The sequence below is a fragment of the Acidovorax sp. FG48 genome (assembly GCF_057809085.1).
The window spans coordinates 88,538-105,175 of record NZ_JBMDJH010000007.1 but is presented as its reverse complement, the minus strand read 5'-3'; the positions used below and the strand labels follow the sequence as shown (position 1 = coordinate 105,175).

The 16,638-nt window shown below is 64.9% G+C and carries 16 protein-coding genes; 13 read left to right on the top strand and 3 right to left on the bottom strand.

The genetic code is table 11. From position 1 onward, the window contains the following. Positions 1-6: 6 nt before the first annotated feature. The 7 genes from ACODSU_RS12175 to ACODSU_RS12145 all read left to right on the top strand — a co-directional run bounded on the left by ACODSU_RS12175 (position 7) and on the right by ACODSU_RS12145 (position 5,724). The gene (locus tag ACODSU_RS12175) at positions 7-939 is read left to right on the top strand and encodes a LysR family transcriptional regulator (protein ID WP_110961430.1); all 933 of its coding nucleotides are present in this window, start codon (positions 7-9) and stop codon (positions 937-939) included. A gap of 181 nt (positions 940-1,120) precedes the next feature. Continuing rightward, positions 1,121-2,017 carry an amino acid ABC transporter substrate-binding protein gene (locus ACODSU_RS12170; protein ID WP_488842495.1) on the top strand — a complete coding sequence of 299 codons (897 nt, stop codon included), beginning with the start codon at positions 1,121-1,123 and terminating at the stop codon, positions 2,015-2,017. 118 nt (positions 2,018-2,135) lie between these two features. Beyond that, positions 2,136-3,041 (top strand): amino acid ABC transporter substrate-binding protein, encoded by a 906-nt coding sequence (locus tag ACODSU_RS12165; protein ID WP_488842494.1) that lies wholly within the window; start codon positions 2,136-2,138, stop codon positions 3,039-3,041. Positions 3,042-3,140: 99 nt separating this feature from the next. Continuing rightward, positions 3,141-3,899 (top strand): amino acid ABC transporter permease, encoded by a 759-nt coding sequence (locus ACODSU_RS12160; protein WP_015012502.1) that lies wholly within the window; start codon positions 3,141-3,143, stop codon positions 3,897-3,899. A gap of 1 nt (position 3,900) precedes the next feature. Continuing rightward, on the top strand, positions 3,901-4,566 hold the full coding sequence (locus ACODSU_RS12155) for an amino acid ABC transporter permease (RefSeq protein WP_015012503.1): 666 nt from the start codon (positions 3,901-3,903) through the stop codon (positions 4,564-4,566). 40 nt (positions 4,567-4,606) lie between these two features. Further along, a complete protein-coding gene (locus ACODSU_RS12150) occupies positions 4,607-5,344 on the top strand; it encodes an amino acid ABC transporter ATP-binding protein (RefSeq protein ID WP_488842493.1) in 738 nt (245 codons plus the stop codon). 8 nt (positions 5,345-5,352) lie between these two features. After that, on the top strand, positions 5,353-5,724 hold the full coding sequence (locus ACODSU_RS12145) for a hypothetical protein (protein ID WP_488842492.1): 372 nt from the start codon (positions 5,353-5,355) through the stop codon (positions 5,722-5,724). Between the two features lie 63 nt (positions 5,725-5,787). Here the strand turns inward: ACODSU_RS12145 and ACODSU_RS12140 are convergent, their stop codons facing one another. Further along, on the bottom strand, positions 5,788-6,708 hold the full coding sequence (locus ACODSU_RS12140; RefSeq protein ID WP_488842491.1) for a MurR/RpiR family transcriptional regulator: 921 nt from the start codon (positions 6,706-6,708) through the stop codon (positions 5,788-5,790). 99 nt (positions 6,709-6,807) lie between these two features. Here ACODSU_RS12140 and ACODSU_RS12135 point away from each other — a divergent pair, with 99 nt between their 5' ends. The 6 genes from ACODSU_RS12135 (at position 6,808) to ACODSU_RS12110 (ending at position 13,837) form a co-directional block, all read left to right on the top strand. Next, positions 6,808-7,989 carry a M20 family metallopeptidase gene (locus ACODSU_RS12135; RefSeq protein WP_488842490.1) on the top strand — a complete coding sequence of 394 codons (1,182 nt, stop codon included), beginning with the start codon at positions 6,808-6,810 and terminating at the stop codon, positions 7,987-7,989. A gap of 56 nt (positions 7,990-8,045) precedes the next feature. Continuing rightward, positions 8,046-9,035 (top strand): Bug family tripartite tricarboxylate transporter substrate binding protein, encoded by a 990-nt coding sequence (locus ACODSU_RS12130; protein WP_110961426.1) that lies wholly within the window; start codon positions 8,046-8,048, stop codon positions 9,033-9,035. 130 nt (positions 9,036-9,165) lie between these two features. Then, complete coding sequence (gene pyrC, locus ACODSU_RS12125; protein ID WP_209816211.1) at positions 9,166-10,206, top strand: dihydroorotase; 1,041 nt, start codon at positions 9,166-9,168, stop codon at positions 10,204-10,206. Next, on the top strand, positions 10,191-10,964 hold the full coding sequence (locus tag ACODSU_RS12120; RefSeq protein WP_488842489.1) for a DUF3025 domain-containing protein: 774 nt from the start codon (positions 10,191-10,193) through the stop codon (positions 10,962-10,964). The genes pyrC and ACODSU_RS12120 overlap by 16 nt, the downstream gene beginning before the upstream one ends. 183 nt (positions 10,965-11,147) lie before the next feature. Next, positions 11,148-12,029, top strand: a complete 882-nt coding sequence (gene htpX / locus ACODSU_RS12115; protein ID WP_488842488.1) for a protease HtpX — start codon at positions 11,148-11,150, stop codon at positions 12,027-12,029. A 224-nt stretch (positions 12,030-12,253) separates the two neighbouring features. Next, positions 12,254-13,837 (top strand): methyl-accepting chemotaxis protein, encoded by a 1,584-nt coding sequence (locus ACODSU_RS12110; RefSeq protein ID WP_488842487.1) that lies wholly within the window; start codon positions 12,254-12,256, stop codon positions 13,835-13,837. Between the two features lie 9 nt (positions 13,838-13,846). Here the strand turns inward: ACODSU_RS12110 and ACODSU_RS12105 are convergent, their stop codons facing one another. Then, positions 13,847-15,367, bottom strand: a complete 1,521-nt coding sequence (locus ACODSU_RS12105; protein ID WP_488842486.1) for a DASS family sodium-coupled anion symporter — start codon at positions 15,365-15,367, stop codon at positions 13,847-13,849. Between the two features lie 173 nt (positions 15,368-15,540). Next, the gene (locus tag ACODSU_RS12100; RefSeq protein WP_488842485.1) at positions 15,541-16,608 is read right to left on the bottom strand and encodes a GlxA family transcriptional regulator; all 1,068 of its coding nucleotides are present in this window, start codon (positions 16,606-16,608) and stop codon (positions 15,541-15,543) included. Between the last annotated feature and the right edge of the window lie 30 nt (positions 16,609-16,638).

Here is a 16,638-nt window from a genome sequence, read left to right as displayed (position 1 = left end):
GCGCCGATGGAAACCAAGTGGCTTGAAGATTTCGTCAGTCTTGCGGAAACCCGCAGCTTCAGCCGGTCAGCGCAGCTGCGGCATGTGACCCAGCCCGCGTTCTCGCGGCGGATCCAGGCGCTGGAGGCTTGGGCCGGCACCGATCTGGTGGACCGCAGCTCCTACCCCACCCGGCTGACCCCGGCCGGCAAAACCCTGTACGACCAGGCCTTGGAGATGCTCCAGTCGCTGCAGAACACGCGCGCCATGCTGCGTGCGCACACCAGCGCGGGCAAGGACATGATCGAATTTGCCGTGCCCCATACGCTGGCGTTCACGTTCTTCCCGGCCTGGGTGTCCAGCCTGCACGACAAGTTCGGCCCGTTCAAAAGCCGCCTGATTGCGCTGAATGTGCACGACGCCGTGATGCGGCTGGTGGAGGGTGGTTGCGACCTGCTGATTGCCTACCATCACCCTTCGCAGCCCTTTCAGCTCGACGCCGATCGTTATGAAATGGTCAGCCTGGGGCAGGAGGTGCTGTCGCCCTACAGCAAGGCCGACGCTGACGGCCAGCCCGTGCACCGCCTGCCGGGCCGCGCGGGGCAGCCGCTGCCCTACCTTGGCTATGCGCCTGGCGCCTATCTGGGGCGGGTGACCGAACTCATCCTCAAGCAGTCGCAGACACCCATCCACCTGGAGCGCGTGTACGAGACCGACATGGCCGAGGGTCTCAAGGCCATGGCGCTGGAAGGGCACGGCGTGGCCTTCTTGCCGCACAGCGCCGTGAAGAAGGAACTGCGCTCGCGCCGCCTCGTCAGTGCCGCCCCCCCGGACGCTGAAGGCCTGCAAATGACCATGGATGTGCGCGCTTACCGCGAAAAGCCCAATGGCAAGGACACCCCCAAAGGCACGGCGCAGGCGCTGTGGAGCTACCTGCAGGCCCAAGCGGCCTCATGCTAAGGGTAAATACGGACATAAACAGTTTGCATAGTTGTGCGCGCAAACGGCATTGGAATTTCATCGGTTGGACACGTACAGTCTGCGCCATCGCCGGATCGGTAGAGCGCAGCGTGTGCCTTGGAAGGGCCCCACGGTGGCACGAAGATTGCAAACCCGGTTCATTCCTTCACAGAGGCATCATATGAAAGTTCAGCATTGGGGATTGGCCTGGGGCCTCGCAGCACTGTGCTGTGCGGTCGGTGCGTCTGCGCAGGCCAGCGTGCTGGAGCGTGTGGCTGGCGGCGGCAAGCTGGTCATCGCCTACCGCGAATCCTCGGTGCCTTTCTCTTATGTCGACAGCCAGTCGGGCAAGCCTGTGGGCTATGCGATGGACCTGTGCCTGCGCATGGCCGAGCTGGTGCGCAAGAAGACCGGCAAGAAGGACATGGAGATCGATCTGGTGCCTGCCACCTCGGCCAACCGCATGGCATTGATCGAACAGGGCAAGGCCGACATGGAGTGTGGCTCCACGACGAACAATGCCGAGCGGCGCCAGAGGGTGGCCTTCACCGTTCCCCACTTCATCACTGGAGCACGGCTCCTGGTCAAGGCCTCCAGCAGCATTGACAAGGTGGAGGACCTCAATGGTAAAAAACTGGTGTCCACCAAAGGCACCACGCCCCTGAAGGCGGCCGACCAGGCCAACCGCGAACGGCTGATGGGCATCACCATCGTGGAGGCGCCCGACCATGCCAAGGCCGTGGAGATGGTGGAAAAGGGCGAGGCCGACGCGTTTGTGATGGACGACGTGCTGCTGTACGGCCTGGCTGCAGGGCGGCCCGACCCCAAGGCGCTCAAGGTGGTGGGCCGCTTCATGACGACCGAGCCGCTGGCCATCATGCTGCCCAAGAACGACCCCGAGTTCAAAAAGCTGGTGGACGAGGAAATGCGCCGCCTGATCACCAGCCGCGAGATTTATCCGATTTACGACAAGTGGTTCAACAAACCCATTCCGCCCAACAACACGGTGCTGAACCTGCCGGTCAGTTACTTGTTGCGCGACTTCTGGAAATACCCTACAGACCAGGTCCCGTTCTGACTAATACTCTGGGTTGCGTACTACCCCTTTTTGGAGTGTGGTTCTGACTGGTTACCCCCGGCAGGCCCTTGTCTCTAAAATCCGCCCCTTTTTTCGTTTTCAACACAAGGAGATCCCTATGAAGAAACATTTGCTCGCGGTTGCCGTGACCGCCTTGGCTGCTGGCAGCGTATTTGCCCAGGCCAATGACACTCTGGCCAAGATCAAGGCCTCCGGCAGCATTACTCTCGGTGTGCGGGAATCGTCGGGGGCTCTGGCATACACGCTGGGCGATGGTAAGTACGTGGGGTTTCATACGGAAATGGCCGAGCGCATTACGTCCGATCTCCGCAAGCAGTTGGGCATGACCGCGCTCGACATCAAGTATCAGCCTGTGACTTCGCAAAATCGTATTCCCTTGGTCACGAATGGCACGGTGGATCTCGAATGTGGTTCGACAACAAACGACGCGAATCGACAAAAGGATGTGGCATTCGCAATCACCACCTACGTGGAAGAAGTGCGCATCGCAGTCAAGGCCAAGTCGGGCATTACTGGTATCAAAGACCTGAAGGGAAAAACCATAGCCACGACGACAGGGACCACCTCGGTGCAAACGCTGCGAAAAAATAAGCGTGCAGAGGGAATGGAGTTCAAGGAAGTCTTCGGTAAAGACCACGCTGACAGCTTCTTGCTGCTGGAAACAGGCCGTGCCGACGCTTTTGTGATGGACGGGTCCATCCTGGCGGGCAACATCTCTAAGGCAAAGACGCCGAGCGATTTCAAAATCGTTGGCGAAGTGCTGGCTGTTGAGCCTATCGCCTGCATGTTGCGCAAGGATGATCCGGCCTTCCAGAAGGCGGTGGACGACAGTATCAAGCGCCAGATTGCAGACGGAACATTGGCGAAGTCCTACGACAAGTGGTTTATGCAGCCAATCCCGCCAGCCAACACCAAGGTGGGTTTGCCTTTGTCAGCGGCGACCAAGGACGCATGGGCCAAGCCCAACAACAAGCCTAAGGAAGAGTACGCGGCCAACAAGTAACCGATAGCTCGGTGTGGCCCCTTCGAGCGGTGCGTTCGGAGGGGCATTTTTGTTGATGCTGTTCGGGGTCTGTGACCGACCGAACAAGAAGGGATGCTTATGAGTTGGGATTGGCAGGTGTTCTGCCAGGACACCATGGACCGGGAAGTCGTGCAAAGCTGCTTTGGCAAGGGCGGCGACATCACGTACCTGGACTGGATGCTGTCGGCCTGGGGCTGGACCGTGTCCGTTTCGCTGCTGGCGCTGCTGCTGGCACTTGTGTTGGGTTCCATCATCGGTACGCTGCGCACGTTGCAGGACCGTCCGATGATCGTTCGGCTGGGTAATGCCTGGGTCGAGCTGTTTCGCAATATTCCGCTGCTGGTGCAGATTTTCCTCTGGTACCACGTGCTGCCCACCCTGTTCCCGGTGCTGCGCGGCGTGCCCGGTTTTGCGCTGGTGGTGTTGGCGTTGGGTTTCTTTACCTCGGCACGGATCGCCGAGCAGGTGCGCTCGGGCATTCAGGCCCTGCCACGCGGCCAGCGTTACGCCGGCATGGCCATGGGGTTCACCACGTTCCAGACTTACCGCTATGTGCTGCTGCCCATGGCGTTTCGCATCATCATTCCGCCGCTGACCAGCGAGACGATGAACATCTTCAAGAACTCGTCCGTGGCGTTTGCCGTGTCGGTGGCCGAACTCACCATGTTCGCCATGCAGGCGCAGGAAGAAACCTCGCGCGGCATCGAGGTGTACCTGGCGGTGACCACGCTGTACATCCTCTCGGCATTTGCCATCAACCGCATCATGGCCTTCATTGAAAAGCGTGCGCGCATCCCGGGCATGGTCGTGAGTGGCGCGGCCGGAGGGGGGCACTGATATGAATCTCGATTTCTCCTTCTACAACTGGGACCTGATCTCCAACTTCGTGCTCAAGGGGCTGTACTTCAGCCTGATCCTCACGCTGGTGGCGACTGTGGGCGGCGTGCTGTTCGGCACCGTGCTGGCGCTCATGCGCCTGTCGGGCAAGAAGTGGCTGGATGTGCCCGCCACCATCTACGTCAACGGCATGCGCTCCATCCCGCTGGTGATGGTGATCCTTTGGTTCTTCCTGCTGGTGCCGGCCATCATCGGCCGCCCCATCGGTGCGGAAGTGTCTGCCGTCATCACCTTCATCGCCTTTGAGGCGGCGTACTTCAGCGAAATCATGCGTGCGGGCATCCAGTCCATCCCACGCGGCCAGGTGTATGCAGGCCAGGCGCTGGGCATGACCTACGGCCAGAACATGAAGCTGGTGGTGCTGCCCCAGGCGTTCCGCAACATGCTGCCCGTGCTGCTCACGCAGACCATCATCCTGTTCCAGGACACGTCGCTGGTCTACGCCATTGGTGCCTACGACATGCTCAAGGGCTTTGAAGTGGCAGGCAAGAACTTTGGCCGTCCGATCGAGGCGTACCTGGCGGCTGCGGTTCTGTACTTCGTGATGTGCTACGCGCTGTCCTGGATGGTCAAGCGCCTGCACCAGAAGATCGCGATCATCCGCTGATCGACGCTGGTGCAAAAGAGATTGGATTGAGGAAAAAGAAATGATCGAACTCAAGAACGTATCCAAGTGGTATGGCCCGGTGCAGGTGCTCAACGAGTGCTCGGCCGCCATCAACAAGGGTGAAGTGGTGGTGGTGTGCGGCCCGTCGGGCTCTGGCAAGTCCACGCTCATCAAGACCATCAATGCGCTCGAACCCTTCCAGAAGGGTGAGATCACGGTCGATGGCGTGAAGCTGCACGACCCCAGCACCAACCTGCCCAAGCTGCGCAGCCGCGTGGGCATGGTGTTCCAGCACTTCGAGCTGTTCCCCCACCTGTCGGTGACGGACAACCTGACCATTGCACAGATCAAGGTGCTCGGCCGCAGCGCGGACGACGCCAAGAAGCGCGGCCTCAAGATGCTGGAGCGTGTGGGCCTGATTGCGCACAAGGACAAGTTCCCCGGCCAGCTCTCGGGCGGCCAGCAGCAGCGTGTGGCCATTGCGCGCGCTCTCTCCATGGACCCCATCGTGATGCTGTTCGACGAACCCACGTCGGCGCTCGACCCCGAAATGGTCGGCGAAGTGCTGGACGTGATGGTGGGCCTGGCCAACGAAGGCATGACCATGATGTGCGTGACCCACGAAATGGGCTTTGCGCGCAAGGTGAGCAACCGCGTGATCTTCATGGATGTGGGCGGCAAGATCTTGGAAGACTGCTCCAAGGACGAGTTCTTCAACAATCCCGACGCACGCCAGCCGCGTACCAAGGATTTCCTCAACAAGATACTCCAGCATTGAAAATTCTTATGAAATCAACTACCGCCACAGCTGTTGCGCTTTACCTGGTTACGGGCGCGGCCATCGCGCAAGTTCCTGGTTTTCCCGTGGAGTCCACAACCCCCTCCGCCGATGAGATTCGGGCTCATGTGGTGGACAAGAAGTTCTCTGCGCTCCGGCAGGATGGGCGAGGGCTGCGTTACGAATACAAGTCCGACGGAACATTCCATGTGATGATGGGAAGCTTCACTGAGCGTGGCACTTGGGTCGCTGAGCCGGGGCGGATCTGTGTGAACGACCCCAAAAATGGGGAGGCCTGCAACGAAGTGCGTATGTATAACGGATCCATACTGTACCGGCGCAACAGCAACGGAGAGGTATACGAGCTGAAACCGCAGTGACGCTGATGTACCCATAAAAAAAGTCGACCTTACGAGGTCGGCTTTTTTATGGCTTACGAAACGCTAACGCTTGCTCTTGCGGCCGCCCGACGAAGGGCCTTCCACAATGAGCTGGGACTCAAAATCCGTCCACAGGTCGTCGCGCCGTTTCAGCGCCTCGGACACCGCCTTGTGCCGCAGCTGCGCCACGGCCGACACCAGCGCATTGCACAGGAAGAACGCAGCGGTGTAAGAGTCAAACGGCGATGCGTTGGATGTGCGCACCTGCAGCCGGTGGTGGGCCACGGCGGCCAGGGGTGCTGCGGCGCTGTCGGTGATGGCCAGCACCTGGGCGCCCGCGTCGCGAAAGCGCTGCGCCACTTTCACCGGCCCGCTCGCGTAGCGGCGAATGCTGAAGACCAGCAGGGCGTCCTCAGGCTGAATCCACAGCAGCTGATCGGTGGCGTCCACGGCGCCAGCCCCCAGCTCGTGCACGCCGGGGCGGCACATGTTCAGGTGCAGCGCCAGCCAGGCGGCCACCGGGGCGCTGTTGATCTGCGCCAGCACAAAAATGCGGCCCTTGCCCTGCGCGATGCGCGCCACCATGGCCTCGAAGGCCACCATGTCCAGTCCGTCGCGTGTGGCGGTGAGGTTGTGCTGGTCGTGTAGCAGTGCATCGTCCACGCACTGCTGCAGGCTGCGCCGGGTGCCGATGGTGACGGGGGCGCGCTGCCCGGCCGTTTGCAGCAGGGCGGTGACCTCGGCCCGTGCCTCGCGCTGCGCCTCGGCATAGCTGCCGTAGCCCAGCTTGGCAAACAGCCGCACCACGGTCGATGCACTGGTGCCTGTGCGCGCAGCAAGGGCGGTGGCGGACTCCAGCAGGGCATGGGGGTAGTCGCGCCCCAGCGCCTCGGCCAATGCACGTTCGCTCGCGGTCAGGTCGGCATCCTGGCGGGCCAGCCGCTCCGTCAGCAAGGCGGTGGTTTCTTGCAATGATGATTTCATAAAATACTCAATCGTGCAAAATACGTTGCAAAACCCGGAGTCGCATGCAACACTGCGACCCAAATTTTGCCCCCACCCGGGCATTGCCCAAGGACAAAGATGCTCAATACCTCGAACGAAACCCGACTGCCGGTGCATGCTCAGGTGCTGGACTGGCTGGCCCGGCAGCAGCAGGCCATGCAAGACCTGTTGCAAAAAGTGGTCAACATCGAAAGCGGCAGCCGCAATGAAGCGGGCGTGACGGCGGTGGCGCATGCTTTGGCCGAGCGCCTGCAGGCGGCCGGTGTGCCCGTGCAGTTCGAGCCCGTGTCCGGCTATGGCGTGCTGCTGCATGCGCAGGTCAACCCGGCAGAGGGCGCTGCAGCCGATGGCGCGCCCATCATCCTCATGGGGCACATGGACACGGTGTTTCCCGATGGCACGGTGGCCAAGCGCCCCTACCGCGAAGAAGCGGGGCGCGCCTATGGCCCCGGCGCGGCCGACATGAAGTCGGGCCTGGTGCTCAACGTGTTTGTCGCCGAGGCCTTTGCACGCTGCGGTGGGCTGAAGGCCCCGCTGCACCTGTTCTTCTCGTGCGACGAAGAGGTCGGATCGCCCGCCACGCGCGATCTCATCATGGCCCGCGTGCGGGGCGCGCGTGCGGTGTTCAATGCCGAGCCCGGCCGCGTGAGCGGCAACGTGGTCACCAGCCGCAAGGGCTCGATGGTGGTGGAATTCGAGGTGCAGGGCGTGGCCGCACATGCGGGCATCAACCACGCCGCAGGCGCCAGCGCCATTGACGCCCTGGCGCGCAAGACCCTGGAGCTGCACGCGCTGACCGACACTGCCACGGGCATCACCTGCAACGTGGGCGTGGTGCAGGGCGGCATCGTGCCCAACATGGTGGCCCCTCACGCGCGCGCCGAGGTGGACTTGCGCTTCACGGCCGACACCAACCCCGACGACCTGCTGGAGCGCGTGCGCGCCATCGTCGAAGAGGAGTCCGTGCCCCGCACCCAGGGCCGCATCACCACCACGCGCCGCTCCCTGCCCATGAAGCCCACGCCCGACTACCTGCTGGCGCTGTACCAGCAGGGCGCCCGTTCACTGGGCTTTGAGGTGCAAGGTGAGTTCACCGGCGGCGCGGCCGACAGCGGCCTCACCGCCTCGGTGGGCGTGCCCACCCTGTGCGCCACCGGCCCCGTGGGCGGCCACCCGCACACCGAACGCGAGTACTGCGAGCTGTCCACCTTCGTGCCCCGCGCACAAGCCGTGGCACTGGCCGTGCTGGCACACCCCTGATTCTTTCCGTTCCTGTTGGACCTGTTTTGACCCGTTTTCTGAGTTCCTTGACTGCCATGACCGCCACCACTTCCCGCCGCCATCTCCTGACCACTGGCCTGGGCCTCGCAGGCCTTGCTGCATTGCCCGCCCTGGCGCAGGACAAATTCCCGTCGCGTCCTATCACGCTGGTGGTGCCGTTCCCGCCCGGCGGGTCGGTGGACATCATGGCGCGCCAGTATTCCGAGCCGCTGTCGCGCGTGCTGGGCGTGCCCATCGTGGTGGAAAACCGCGCGGGCGCCGGGGGCTCGGTGGGCGCGCAGTATGTGGCGCGCTCCAAGGCCGACGGCTACACCCTGGTGGTCTCGTCGCAAAGCAGCCACCTGGCCAACCCGCTCACCCAGCCCAAGATCGGCTACGACCCCATCAAGGACTTTGAAAACATCGCCATCCTGGGCCGCCAGCCCAATGCCCTGGTGGTGCATAGCAGCCTGCCCTTCAAGACCTTCAAGGAGTTCATTGACTACGCCAAGAAGAACCCCGGCAAGCTCAACTACGGCAGCGGCGGCGTGGGCAGCATGGGCCAGCTCAATGTGGAGATGCTCAAGGTCTCCACGGGCGTGTTCACCACGCACATTCCCTACCGTGGGGGCACGCCGCTGATCACGGGCGTGCTGGGCAATGAGGTGCAGTTCATCCTCGACAACCTGGTCATCATGCTGCCGCACATCCAGGCGGGCAAGGTGCGCGCCCTGGCCGTGGCCGCCGACCAGCGCCTGCCGCAGCTGCCCGACGTGCCCACCATGGCCGAGGTGGGCCACCCCGAGCTGAACCTTACCTCCTGGACCGGTCTGGCCGCCCCGGCCGGCACGCCCGAGGCTGTGGTGCAGACCCTGTACAAGGCCGTGCGCCAGGTGGCCACGTCGCCCGCCATGGTGGCCAACCTCAAGGACCGTGGCGTGATCGTGCCGGAAGAGATGCCGCCCGCTGCGTTCGAAAAGATGATGGCCGACCGCATGGTGAAGTTCGGCGCAGTCGTCAAACGCGCGGGCATCACAGCCGAATAAACCGGTCCACCTGCCCGTAGCGCGCCGGTTTTGAACGATTTTGCTCGGTAGCGCCACGCTCATATGTCTCGATAGCTATGAAAATGAGAGCGTTTGGGAGCCTCTTGCTCACAATGGGACAATCACGCCCATGACCGCAGCCCCCCAAACCCTCACCATCACCCGCCCCGACGACTGGCACCTGCATGTGCGCGACGGCGAGCCTCTGCACACCGTCGTGCCGCACACCGCCGCCCAGTTCGGCCGCGCGATCATCATGCCCAACCTGCGCCCACCGGTCACCACGGCCGAGCAGGCCCTGGCGTATAAGCAGCGCATCCTGGCCGCCGTGCCCGCTGGCATGAGCTTCGAGCCGCTGATGACGCTGTACCTCACCGACAACCTGCCGCCCGAAGAAATCGTGCGCGCCAAGGCCGCCGGCGTGGTGGCCTGCAAGCTCTACCCCGCAGGCGCTACCACCAACAGCGATGCGGGCGTGACCGACATCCGCAAGACCTATAAAACGCTCGAAGCCATGCAGAAGGCCGGCATGCTCCTGCTGGTGCATGGCGAGGTGACCAGCAGCGACATCGACCTGTTCGACCGCGAGGCCGTGTTCATCGAGCAGCAGCTCATCCCGCTGCGCCGCGACTTCCCCGAGCTGAAGATCGTCTTCGAGCACATCACCACCAAGGACGCGGCCGACTACGTGATGCAGGCCGACCGCTTCACGGCCGCCACCATCACCGCGCACCACCTGCTGTACAACCGCAACGCCATCTTCATCGGCGGCGTGCGGCCCCACTACTACTGCCTGCCCGTGCTCAAACGCGAAACGCACCGCGTGGCCCTGGTGCAGGCCGCCACCAGCGGCAGCAGCAAGTTCTTTCTGGGCACCGACAGCGCACCGCACCCCGCGCACCTCAAGGAGCACGCCACCGGCTGCGCGGGCTGCTACACCGCCCACGCCGCCATCGAGATGTATGCCGAGGCATTCGACAACGCCGGTGCGCTCGACCAGCTCGAAGGTTTTGCCAGCTTCCACGGACCGGACTTCTACAGCCTGCCGCGCAACACCGGCACCATCACCCTGCGCCGCGAGTCGTGGACACCGCCCGACAGCTTTGCGTTTGGCGAGGCCGAACTCAAGCCCCTGCGCGCCGGTGAAGCCCTGCCGTGGCGGCTGGTGTAAGTCAGCCTTTCGACGCCATCGACTGGAGCGCTCCCTGGCTGGCGCCGTGGCGCGCCCTGGGCCAACCCCTGGCCCAGCAGCTGCTGCAGGATGACCCATCGGTGCACCAGACATTGCAGACCGCAGCGCCACAGGCTGCCCCGGTGGTCTTCGTGCCCCAGTCCGACCTGCCCGAAGGCACCGCCTACGAGCAGTACATCTGGGACACCCGCCGGGTGCCCACGCGCGACAACCTGCACGACTTCTTCAACGGCCTGGTCTGGCTGCAGTTTCCGCGCACCAAGCGGCGCCTGAACCAGCTGCAGGCCCAGGCCATCGCCGCCGATGGCGTGCAGGCCGTGCGCGGGCCGCTGCGCGATGCCGTCACGGTGTTCGATGAAAACGGCGCATTGCTGCAGGCGCCCGATGCCCTGTGGGATGCGCTCCGGGCGCGGGACTGGCAGCGTCTGTTCATCGACCTGCGCCCGCTGTGGGCCGAGGCCCGGCTGGTGCTGTTCGGGCACGCACTGCTCGAAAAGCTGGTTGCTCCACGAAAACCCATGGTGGCGCACGTATTTCATGCGCCGATAGCTATGAATTCAATAGCGGATGTGGATGGCTGGTTGGCCGATCAGGTGGACGCCTCGGCATGGTCCACCAAGCCCTTCACGCCGCTGCCGGTCTTGGGCGTGCCCGGCTGGTGGCCTGCCAACGAGGCGCCGGGCTTTTATGACGATGCGCAGGTGTTCCGGCCCTTGCGCGCAGCGCCTGTGCCGTAATTCCCGCCAAGCCTTGTGTGATAAGGCCCTGGCCGGGGTTTGCACCTACCATAGCGCGATGCAATCGCGGCCATGGGGCGGGTGCCGTTGTCACCCAGGGTGGCGGCGCTTGAAGCGCGGCACCCGGCCCCCATCTGAGCCAGCAAACACTCGTTGTTGTTTACCCCACGGAGAAACCATTCCATGAAGCGGATCCTTTTGTTTGTGATGACCAACCTGGCCGTCGTTGTCGTGCTGGGGGTGGTGGCCAGCCTGCTGGGCGTCAACCGCTACCTCACGGCCAACGGCCTGAACCTGGGCGCGCTGCTGGGCTTCGCGCTGGTCATGGGTTTTGGCGGCGCGATCATCTCGCTGCTCATCAGCAAGCCCATGGCCAAGTGGACCTCGGGCGTGCGCGTGATCGACGGCTCCGGCTCGCCCGACGAGCGCTGGATCGTCGAGACCGTGCGCAAGTTCGCCGACCAGGCCCAGATCGGCATGCCTGAAGTCGGCATCTTTGAAGGCGACCCCAATGCCTTTGCCACGGGCGCGTTCAAGAACTCGGCGCTGGTGGCCGTGTCCACCGGTCTGCTGCAGGGCATGACGCGCGAAGAGGTCGAGGCCGTGATCGGCCACGAGGTGGCCCACATCGCCAACGGCGACATGGTGACCATGACGCTGATCCAGGGCGTGATGAACACCTTCGTGGTGTTCCTGTCGCGCGTCATTGGCTACGCGGTGGACAGCTTCCTGCGCAAGAACGACGAAAACAGCTCGGGCCCCGGCATCGGCTACTACGTGACCACCATCGTGCTCGACATCGTGCTGGGCTTCGTGGCCGCGATGATCGTGGCCTGGTTCAGCCGCCAGCGCGAGTTCCGCGCCGACGCAGGCGCTGCCCAGCTGATGGGCCGTCGCCAGCCCATGATCAACGCGCTGGCCCGCCTGGGCGGCATGCACCCCGGCGAGCTGCCCAAGAGCGTGGCCGCCATGGGCATTGCCGGTGGCATTGGCAAGCTGTTCAGCACCCACCCGCCCATCGAAGAGCGCATTGCTGCGCTGCAAAACGCTCAGCAGCAGCAATAATCCGCTGCAGGCGCTGCGCCTGACCGACCCGAGGGCCGCCACAGTCTTGCACTGTGGCGGCTTTTTTGTGGGTGTGCGGGCGGCTGTTGCTTTGGCGCTCCGGCAGGGTGGGGCCTGTTGTGGGCCGGCTCAAGGACTTGTAACCTTTTGTCGATACATTCCCGACGGGTGCCACCCTGAACGGTAGGCCCGCGTTGTCCCATTCACCCTCACGAGAGCCTCCCATGTCCATCTCCCACGCACGTGTTGCCGTCCGCCTGGCCCTGGCCTTTGGTGTGGTCTGCCTCGTCATGTCACTGTCGGCGGCGGTGGGCATCTGGCGGCTGGCCGGGCTGCAGGACATTGCGGACGACCTGGGGGGCGCATCGTCCGAGCGCGCGTTGCTGGCCCGCGAGCTGCACGCCATCGTGGTGCTCAGCTCCGCCCGCGCCGAAACGCTGCTGGAGATCGATAACAACCCCACCTATGCGGCACGCATCGACGCCGACCGCAAGACCACCTCGGCCCGCTCGTCCGAAGTCCGCAAGCGCCTGGACGAGCTGGCGGCAGACCCGGAATCGCAGGCCTTGTTCGACGCCATTGACAAGGCCGGCAACGGTTTTCGCACGGTTCGGGACGATCTGGTCAAGCGCCGCAAGGCGGGCGAGGCCTTGCCGCCCGATGCCATTGCCACCCAGCTGCGCCCTGCCGCTGACGCCTATGCCGCAGCCGTGGACAAGCTGGCCGACTACCAGCGCCAGCGCGTGGCCGAGGCGCGCGCCGCTGCGGCCCGCAGCGAGAGCCAGGGCATCACGCTGCTGGCAGCGGGCTCGCTGGTGGGCCTGCTGCTGAGCCTGGCCTGCGCCTGGCTGCTGTCGCGCTCCATCCTGCAGCCCCTGGCCCATGCGTCCGAAGTGACTGACCGCATTGCCGAAGGCGACCTCACCTCCCCCGTGCCCGCGCCGCAGGCGGGTAACCGCGACGAACTGCAAGCGCTGCTGGCGCGCCTGGGCGGCATGCAGGCGCGGCTGGCCGAGCTGGTGGTGGGCATGCGCCAGGCCAGCACGTCGGTGGCCGGGGCCAGCAGCGAGATTGCGGCGGGCAACAGCGACCTGTCGGCCCGCACCGAGCAGACGGCCTCCAACCTGGAAGAGATCGCCGCCAGCATGGAGGAGCTGCTGGCCACCGTGCGCCACAGCGCCGATGCCGCTGCGCAGGCCAGCACCCTGGCCGCCGGTGCCAGCAGCGTGGCCCAGCGCGGGCGCGAGGCAGTGGACCGCGTGGTGGGCACCATGGACGGCATTGCCCTGTCGTCACGCCGCATTGCCGACATCACCAGCGTGATCGATGGCATTGCGTTCCAGACCAACATCCTGGCACTGAATGCGGCCGTAGAAGCCGCCCGTGCGGGCGAGCAGGGCCGGGGCTTTGCGGTGGTGGCCAGCGAAGTGCGCAGCCTGGCCCAGCGCTCGGCCACGGCAGCCAAGGAGATCGGTGGGCTGATCAGCGACAGCGTGCGGCAGGTGGACGAGGGCACGCAGCTGGTCCACGCCGCTGGCGGCACCATGGGCGAGATCGTCCAGTCCGTGCAGCAGGTGGCCACCATCATTGGCGAGATCAGCACTGCCGCCCGCGAGCAGACCACGGGCCTGAGTCAGGTGGGCGAGGCGGTCTCGCAGCTCGACCAGATGACTCAGCAGAACGCCGCGCTGGTCGAGGAGTCGTCCGCCGCCGCCCAGGGCCTGCGCGTGCAGGCGCAGCAACTGGCCGAGCTGGTGGAGGCCTTCCGCCTGCCTGCAGCCGCTGGGGGCCAGAAGGCGCTGCGGTAAGCCTGCAGGTCAGGTGCGGGTCACCATCAGCCCCAGCCACGGCCAGTAGGTCAGCGCAAAAACCACCAGCAGGATCATCCCGGTCAGCGTGATCACGATGCCGGTGCGCACGAAGTCGTGCGCGTCGAAGGTGTCGGTGCCGTAGGCGATCATGTTCTGCGGCGCGTTCACCGGCAGGATGAAGCCAAAGCTCACCACGAACTGCAGGATCATCGTCATGCCCACGATGTTGATGCCAGGCGTCTGCACGGTGGACAGCACGCTGATGACGATGGGAATCATGGTGGACGCCAGCGCCGTGGCGCTGGCAAAGCCCAGGTGAATGACGATCAGGAACGCGGACAGCAGCATCAGGATGGCAAAGGCCGACGCCATCTGCAGGCCCAGGTGGCCCACGATGAGCTGGGCCAGCCAACCCGCCGCCTTGGTCTGCAGCAGCGCAGAGCCCACGCTGATGCCCACCGCGAACAGCACTACCGTGCCCCACGGGAACCCCTTTTGCGACTGCTTCCAGTCCATCACGCCGATGCGCGGAAACAGCATCAGCGCCACGGCCGCAAGGGTAGTGGAGGTGGTGTCAAAGTCGTGCAGCACCTTCTCGGTGGACCAGAACCCCAGCAGCACCAGCACCATGGCCAGCAGCTTCCACTGGTTCAGCGTCATCGGGCCCAGTTCGGCCAGCTGCTGCCGAATGGTCTCCTGCCCGCCCGCAATTTCCTTCATCTCGGGCTTCATCATGCGCGTCATGATGAAGAACAGCGCCACCGTCATCAGGGCTGCAAACGGGGCGGCCGCCACAAACCATTCGCCCCAGGTGATCTGCGCACCAAGCTGCTTTTCGATGAAGCCGATGGCCACCATGTTCTGCGCGGCGGCGGTCTTGACGCCCACGTTCCAGATGCTGGCCGTCTGCGCCGTGGTGATGACCAGCAGCGCGGCAAAGCGGCTCTTGCGGTCTACCTTGAAGGCCAGCACAAAGCCCATCATGATCGGCATCAGGCAGGCCACGCGCGCCGTGGTACTGGGCACGATGAACGACAGCAGAAAGCCCACCACCATGGCCCCGATCACGATGTGATGGGTTTGGGCGCCGACCTTGGACAGCACTGTGAGCGCGATGCGCCGGTCGAGCCCCGTGGCGGTCATGGCCGACGCAATGAAACACGCGGCAGCGACCAGCGCCACGGCGCTGTTGGCAAAGCCCGAGAGTGCGAGGTTCAGCGCCGCGCCCGTGCCCATGTCCGCGCCATCGGGTTTGGCCACGCTGGGTGCGTAGGCCAGCAAGAACACCATCAGCGCGGCGATCACCACCGCACTCACCGAGTATTCGAGCGCCTCGGTCATCCAGACGATCACCGCGAACGCGAGGATGGCCAGCATGGTTTGCCCCGCCACCGGCAACCCGGCCGGGGTGGGCAAGGCCTGCACGGCCAGCAGCGCCACCAGGGCGCCGAGCAGGCCGAGCCGTTTGGCGAGGCTCGCCGATGCGGGGGCAGGGGCCGGGGATGTGGTCGGTGCGGCAGTGGACATGGGGTGGCTCCGGTGAAGGCGCGCTGGGCGCGAATCCTTGCGCCGCGCGTGCGAATGCATGGCCGACCCAAGGGCTTCCAGTGTTGCGCGCTGTCCGCTGCGGGTGTTGATTCAGGTCAAGGAGGGACGGTGGTGCGGCCGCGTTCGCAGCGGGGCAGAGAGGCTGCTGCGTCTCATGCCCCCACATCCACCCGCCAGCGCCTGCGCGGCGCGCGCAAGGCGTGGCGCTTGCGGTACTCCCCCGGTGCCATGCCGGTGTAGCGCACAAAGATGCGGCGGAACGCAGCCGGGTCGGCATAGCCGCAGGCCACCGCGATGCTGGGCACACTCTCCAGCGTCACCTCCAGCAGCACCTTGGCGCGTGCGCAGCGCAGGCTGTGCAAGTGGTCTAGCGGCGACTGCGACAGCTCCTGCTGAAAGTGCCGCAGCAAGGTGCGTGGGCTCACCGCCGCTGCCTCCGCCAGCCGGGCCAGCGAGTAGGGCTCGTCCAGATGGTTCTCCATCCAGGCCATGGCGCGGGCCAGGGTGCTGTCGCGTGTGGCGGGGATGTGTTGCTGCGCGTTGGCCTGCAGGGCGGCACGGGCGCGGTCGTGGTCGGGCCGCAGCACGCTGGCGCAGGTCTGGGCCAGCGCATCGCCCAGCGCATGGCGCACCAGGGCAATCGCCATCTCCCCCAGGCTGTGGGGCAGCGCGCAGCTGAGCCAGGGGCCGTCATCGCTCAGGTCGTGACCGGCGTCCAGCCCCACCTCGGGAAAGTCCCGCTCAAACCCGGCCAGGTAGAACCACGGCAGGCAGCCGCGGCGGCCCTGCAGGCGCCCGCTCTGCGCCGCCAGCCAGGCACCATTGCCCACGGTAAGCACCTTGTGCCCGGCGTCCAGCGCAATGCCGATCTGGCGCGAGAGGGCGCGGTGGCGCGCCGCCACATCGCGGATGGCCGGGATGTCGGCCGCGTGGAACGAGGGGATGAACCAGGCCTGTGCGGGGTCGTCGGCTGGCGCCGCCGTGGGCTGCGTGTAGGCCGCCAGCAGGCCCGGCTGGTGCGGCAGGGGCTGGCCCTGGGCATCCAGCAGCCGCCAGGCCAGGCGGGGCGAGCCTGCACCGCCCCGCAGGCCGGCCAGCAGGTTGGCGCCGCGCAAGAGGTCGATGAACTGCAGTGCGTTGCCCACCGCCGATTCGGGCAGCAGCGGGATGTCGATGCGAAAAACCGGTGCCGTCGCAGACAGGACAGAAGAACGGGGCATGGCGATATTGGCTCTGTGGATGGCTATTTT

Bases quoted from the DNA above. Each gene is read 5' to 3' on its own strand.
- ACODSU_RS12175 (WP_110961430.1), top strand. From the start codon at position 7: ATGGAAACCAAGTGGCTTGAAGATTTCGTCAGTCTTGCGGAAACCCGC.
- ACODSU_RS12170 (WP_488842495.1), top strand. From the start codon at position 1,121: ATGAAAGTTCAGCATTGGGGATTGGCCTGGGGCCTCGCAGCACTGTGC.
- ACODSU_RS12165 (WP_488842494.1), top strand. From the start codon at position 2,136: ATGAAGAAACATTTGCTCGCGGTTGCCGTGACCGCCTTGGCTGCTGGC.
- ACODSU_RS12160 (WP_015012502.1), top strand. From the start codon at position 3,141: ATGAGTTGGGATTGGCAGGTGTTCTGCCAGGACACCATGGACCGGGAA.
- ACODSU_RS12155 (WP_015012503.1), top strand. From the start codon at position 3,901: ATGAATCTCGATTTCTCCTTCTACAACTGGGACCTGATCTCCAACTTC.
- ACODSU_RS12150 (WP_488842493.1), top strand. From the start codon at position 4,607: ATGATCGAACTCAAGAACGTATCCAAGTGGTATGGCCCGGTGCAGGTG.
- ACODSU_RS12145 (WP_488842492.1), top strand. From the start codon at position 5,353: ATGAAATCAACTACCGCCACAGCTGTTGCGCTTTACCTGGTTACGGGC.
- ACODSU_RS12140 (WP_488842491.1), bottom strand. From the start codon at position 6,708: ATGAAATCATCATTGCAAGAAACCACCGCCTTGCTGACGGAGCGGCTG.
- ACODSU_RS12135 (WP_488842490.1), top strand. From the start codon at position 6,808: ATGCTCAATACCTCGAACGAAACCCGACTGCCGGTGCATGCTCAGGTG.
- ACODSU_RS12130 (WP_110961426.1), top strand. From the start codon at position 8,046: ATGACCGCCACCACTTCCCGCCGCCATCTCCTGACCACTGGCCTGGGC.
- pyrC (WP_209816211.1), top strand. From the start codon at position 9,166: ATGACCGCAGCCCCCCAAACCCTCACCATCACCCGCCCCGACGACTGG.
- htpX (WP_488842488.1), top strand. From the start codon at position 11,148: ATGAAGCGGATCCTTTTGTTTGTGATGACCAACCTGGCCGTCGTTGTC.
- ACODSU_RS12110 (WP_488842487.1), top strand. From the start codon at position 12,254: ATGTCCATCTCCCACGCACGTGTTGCCGTCCGCCTGGCCCTGGCCTTT.
- ACODSU_RS12105 (WP_488842486.1), bottom strand. From the start codon at position 15,367: ATGTCCACTGCCGCACCGACCACATCCCCGGCCCCTGCCCCCGCATCG.
- ACODSU_RS12100 (WP_488842485.1), bottom strand. From the start codon at position 16,608: ATGCCCCGTTCTTCTGTCCTGTCTGCGACGGCACCGGTTTTTCGCATC.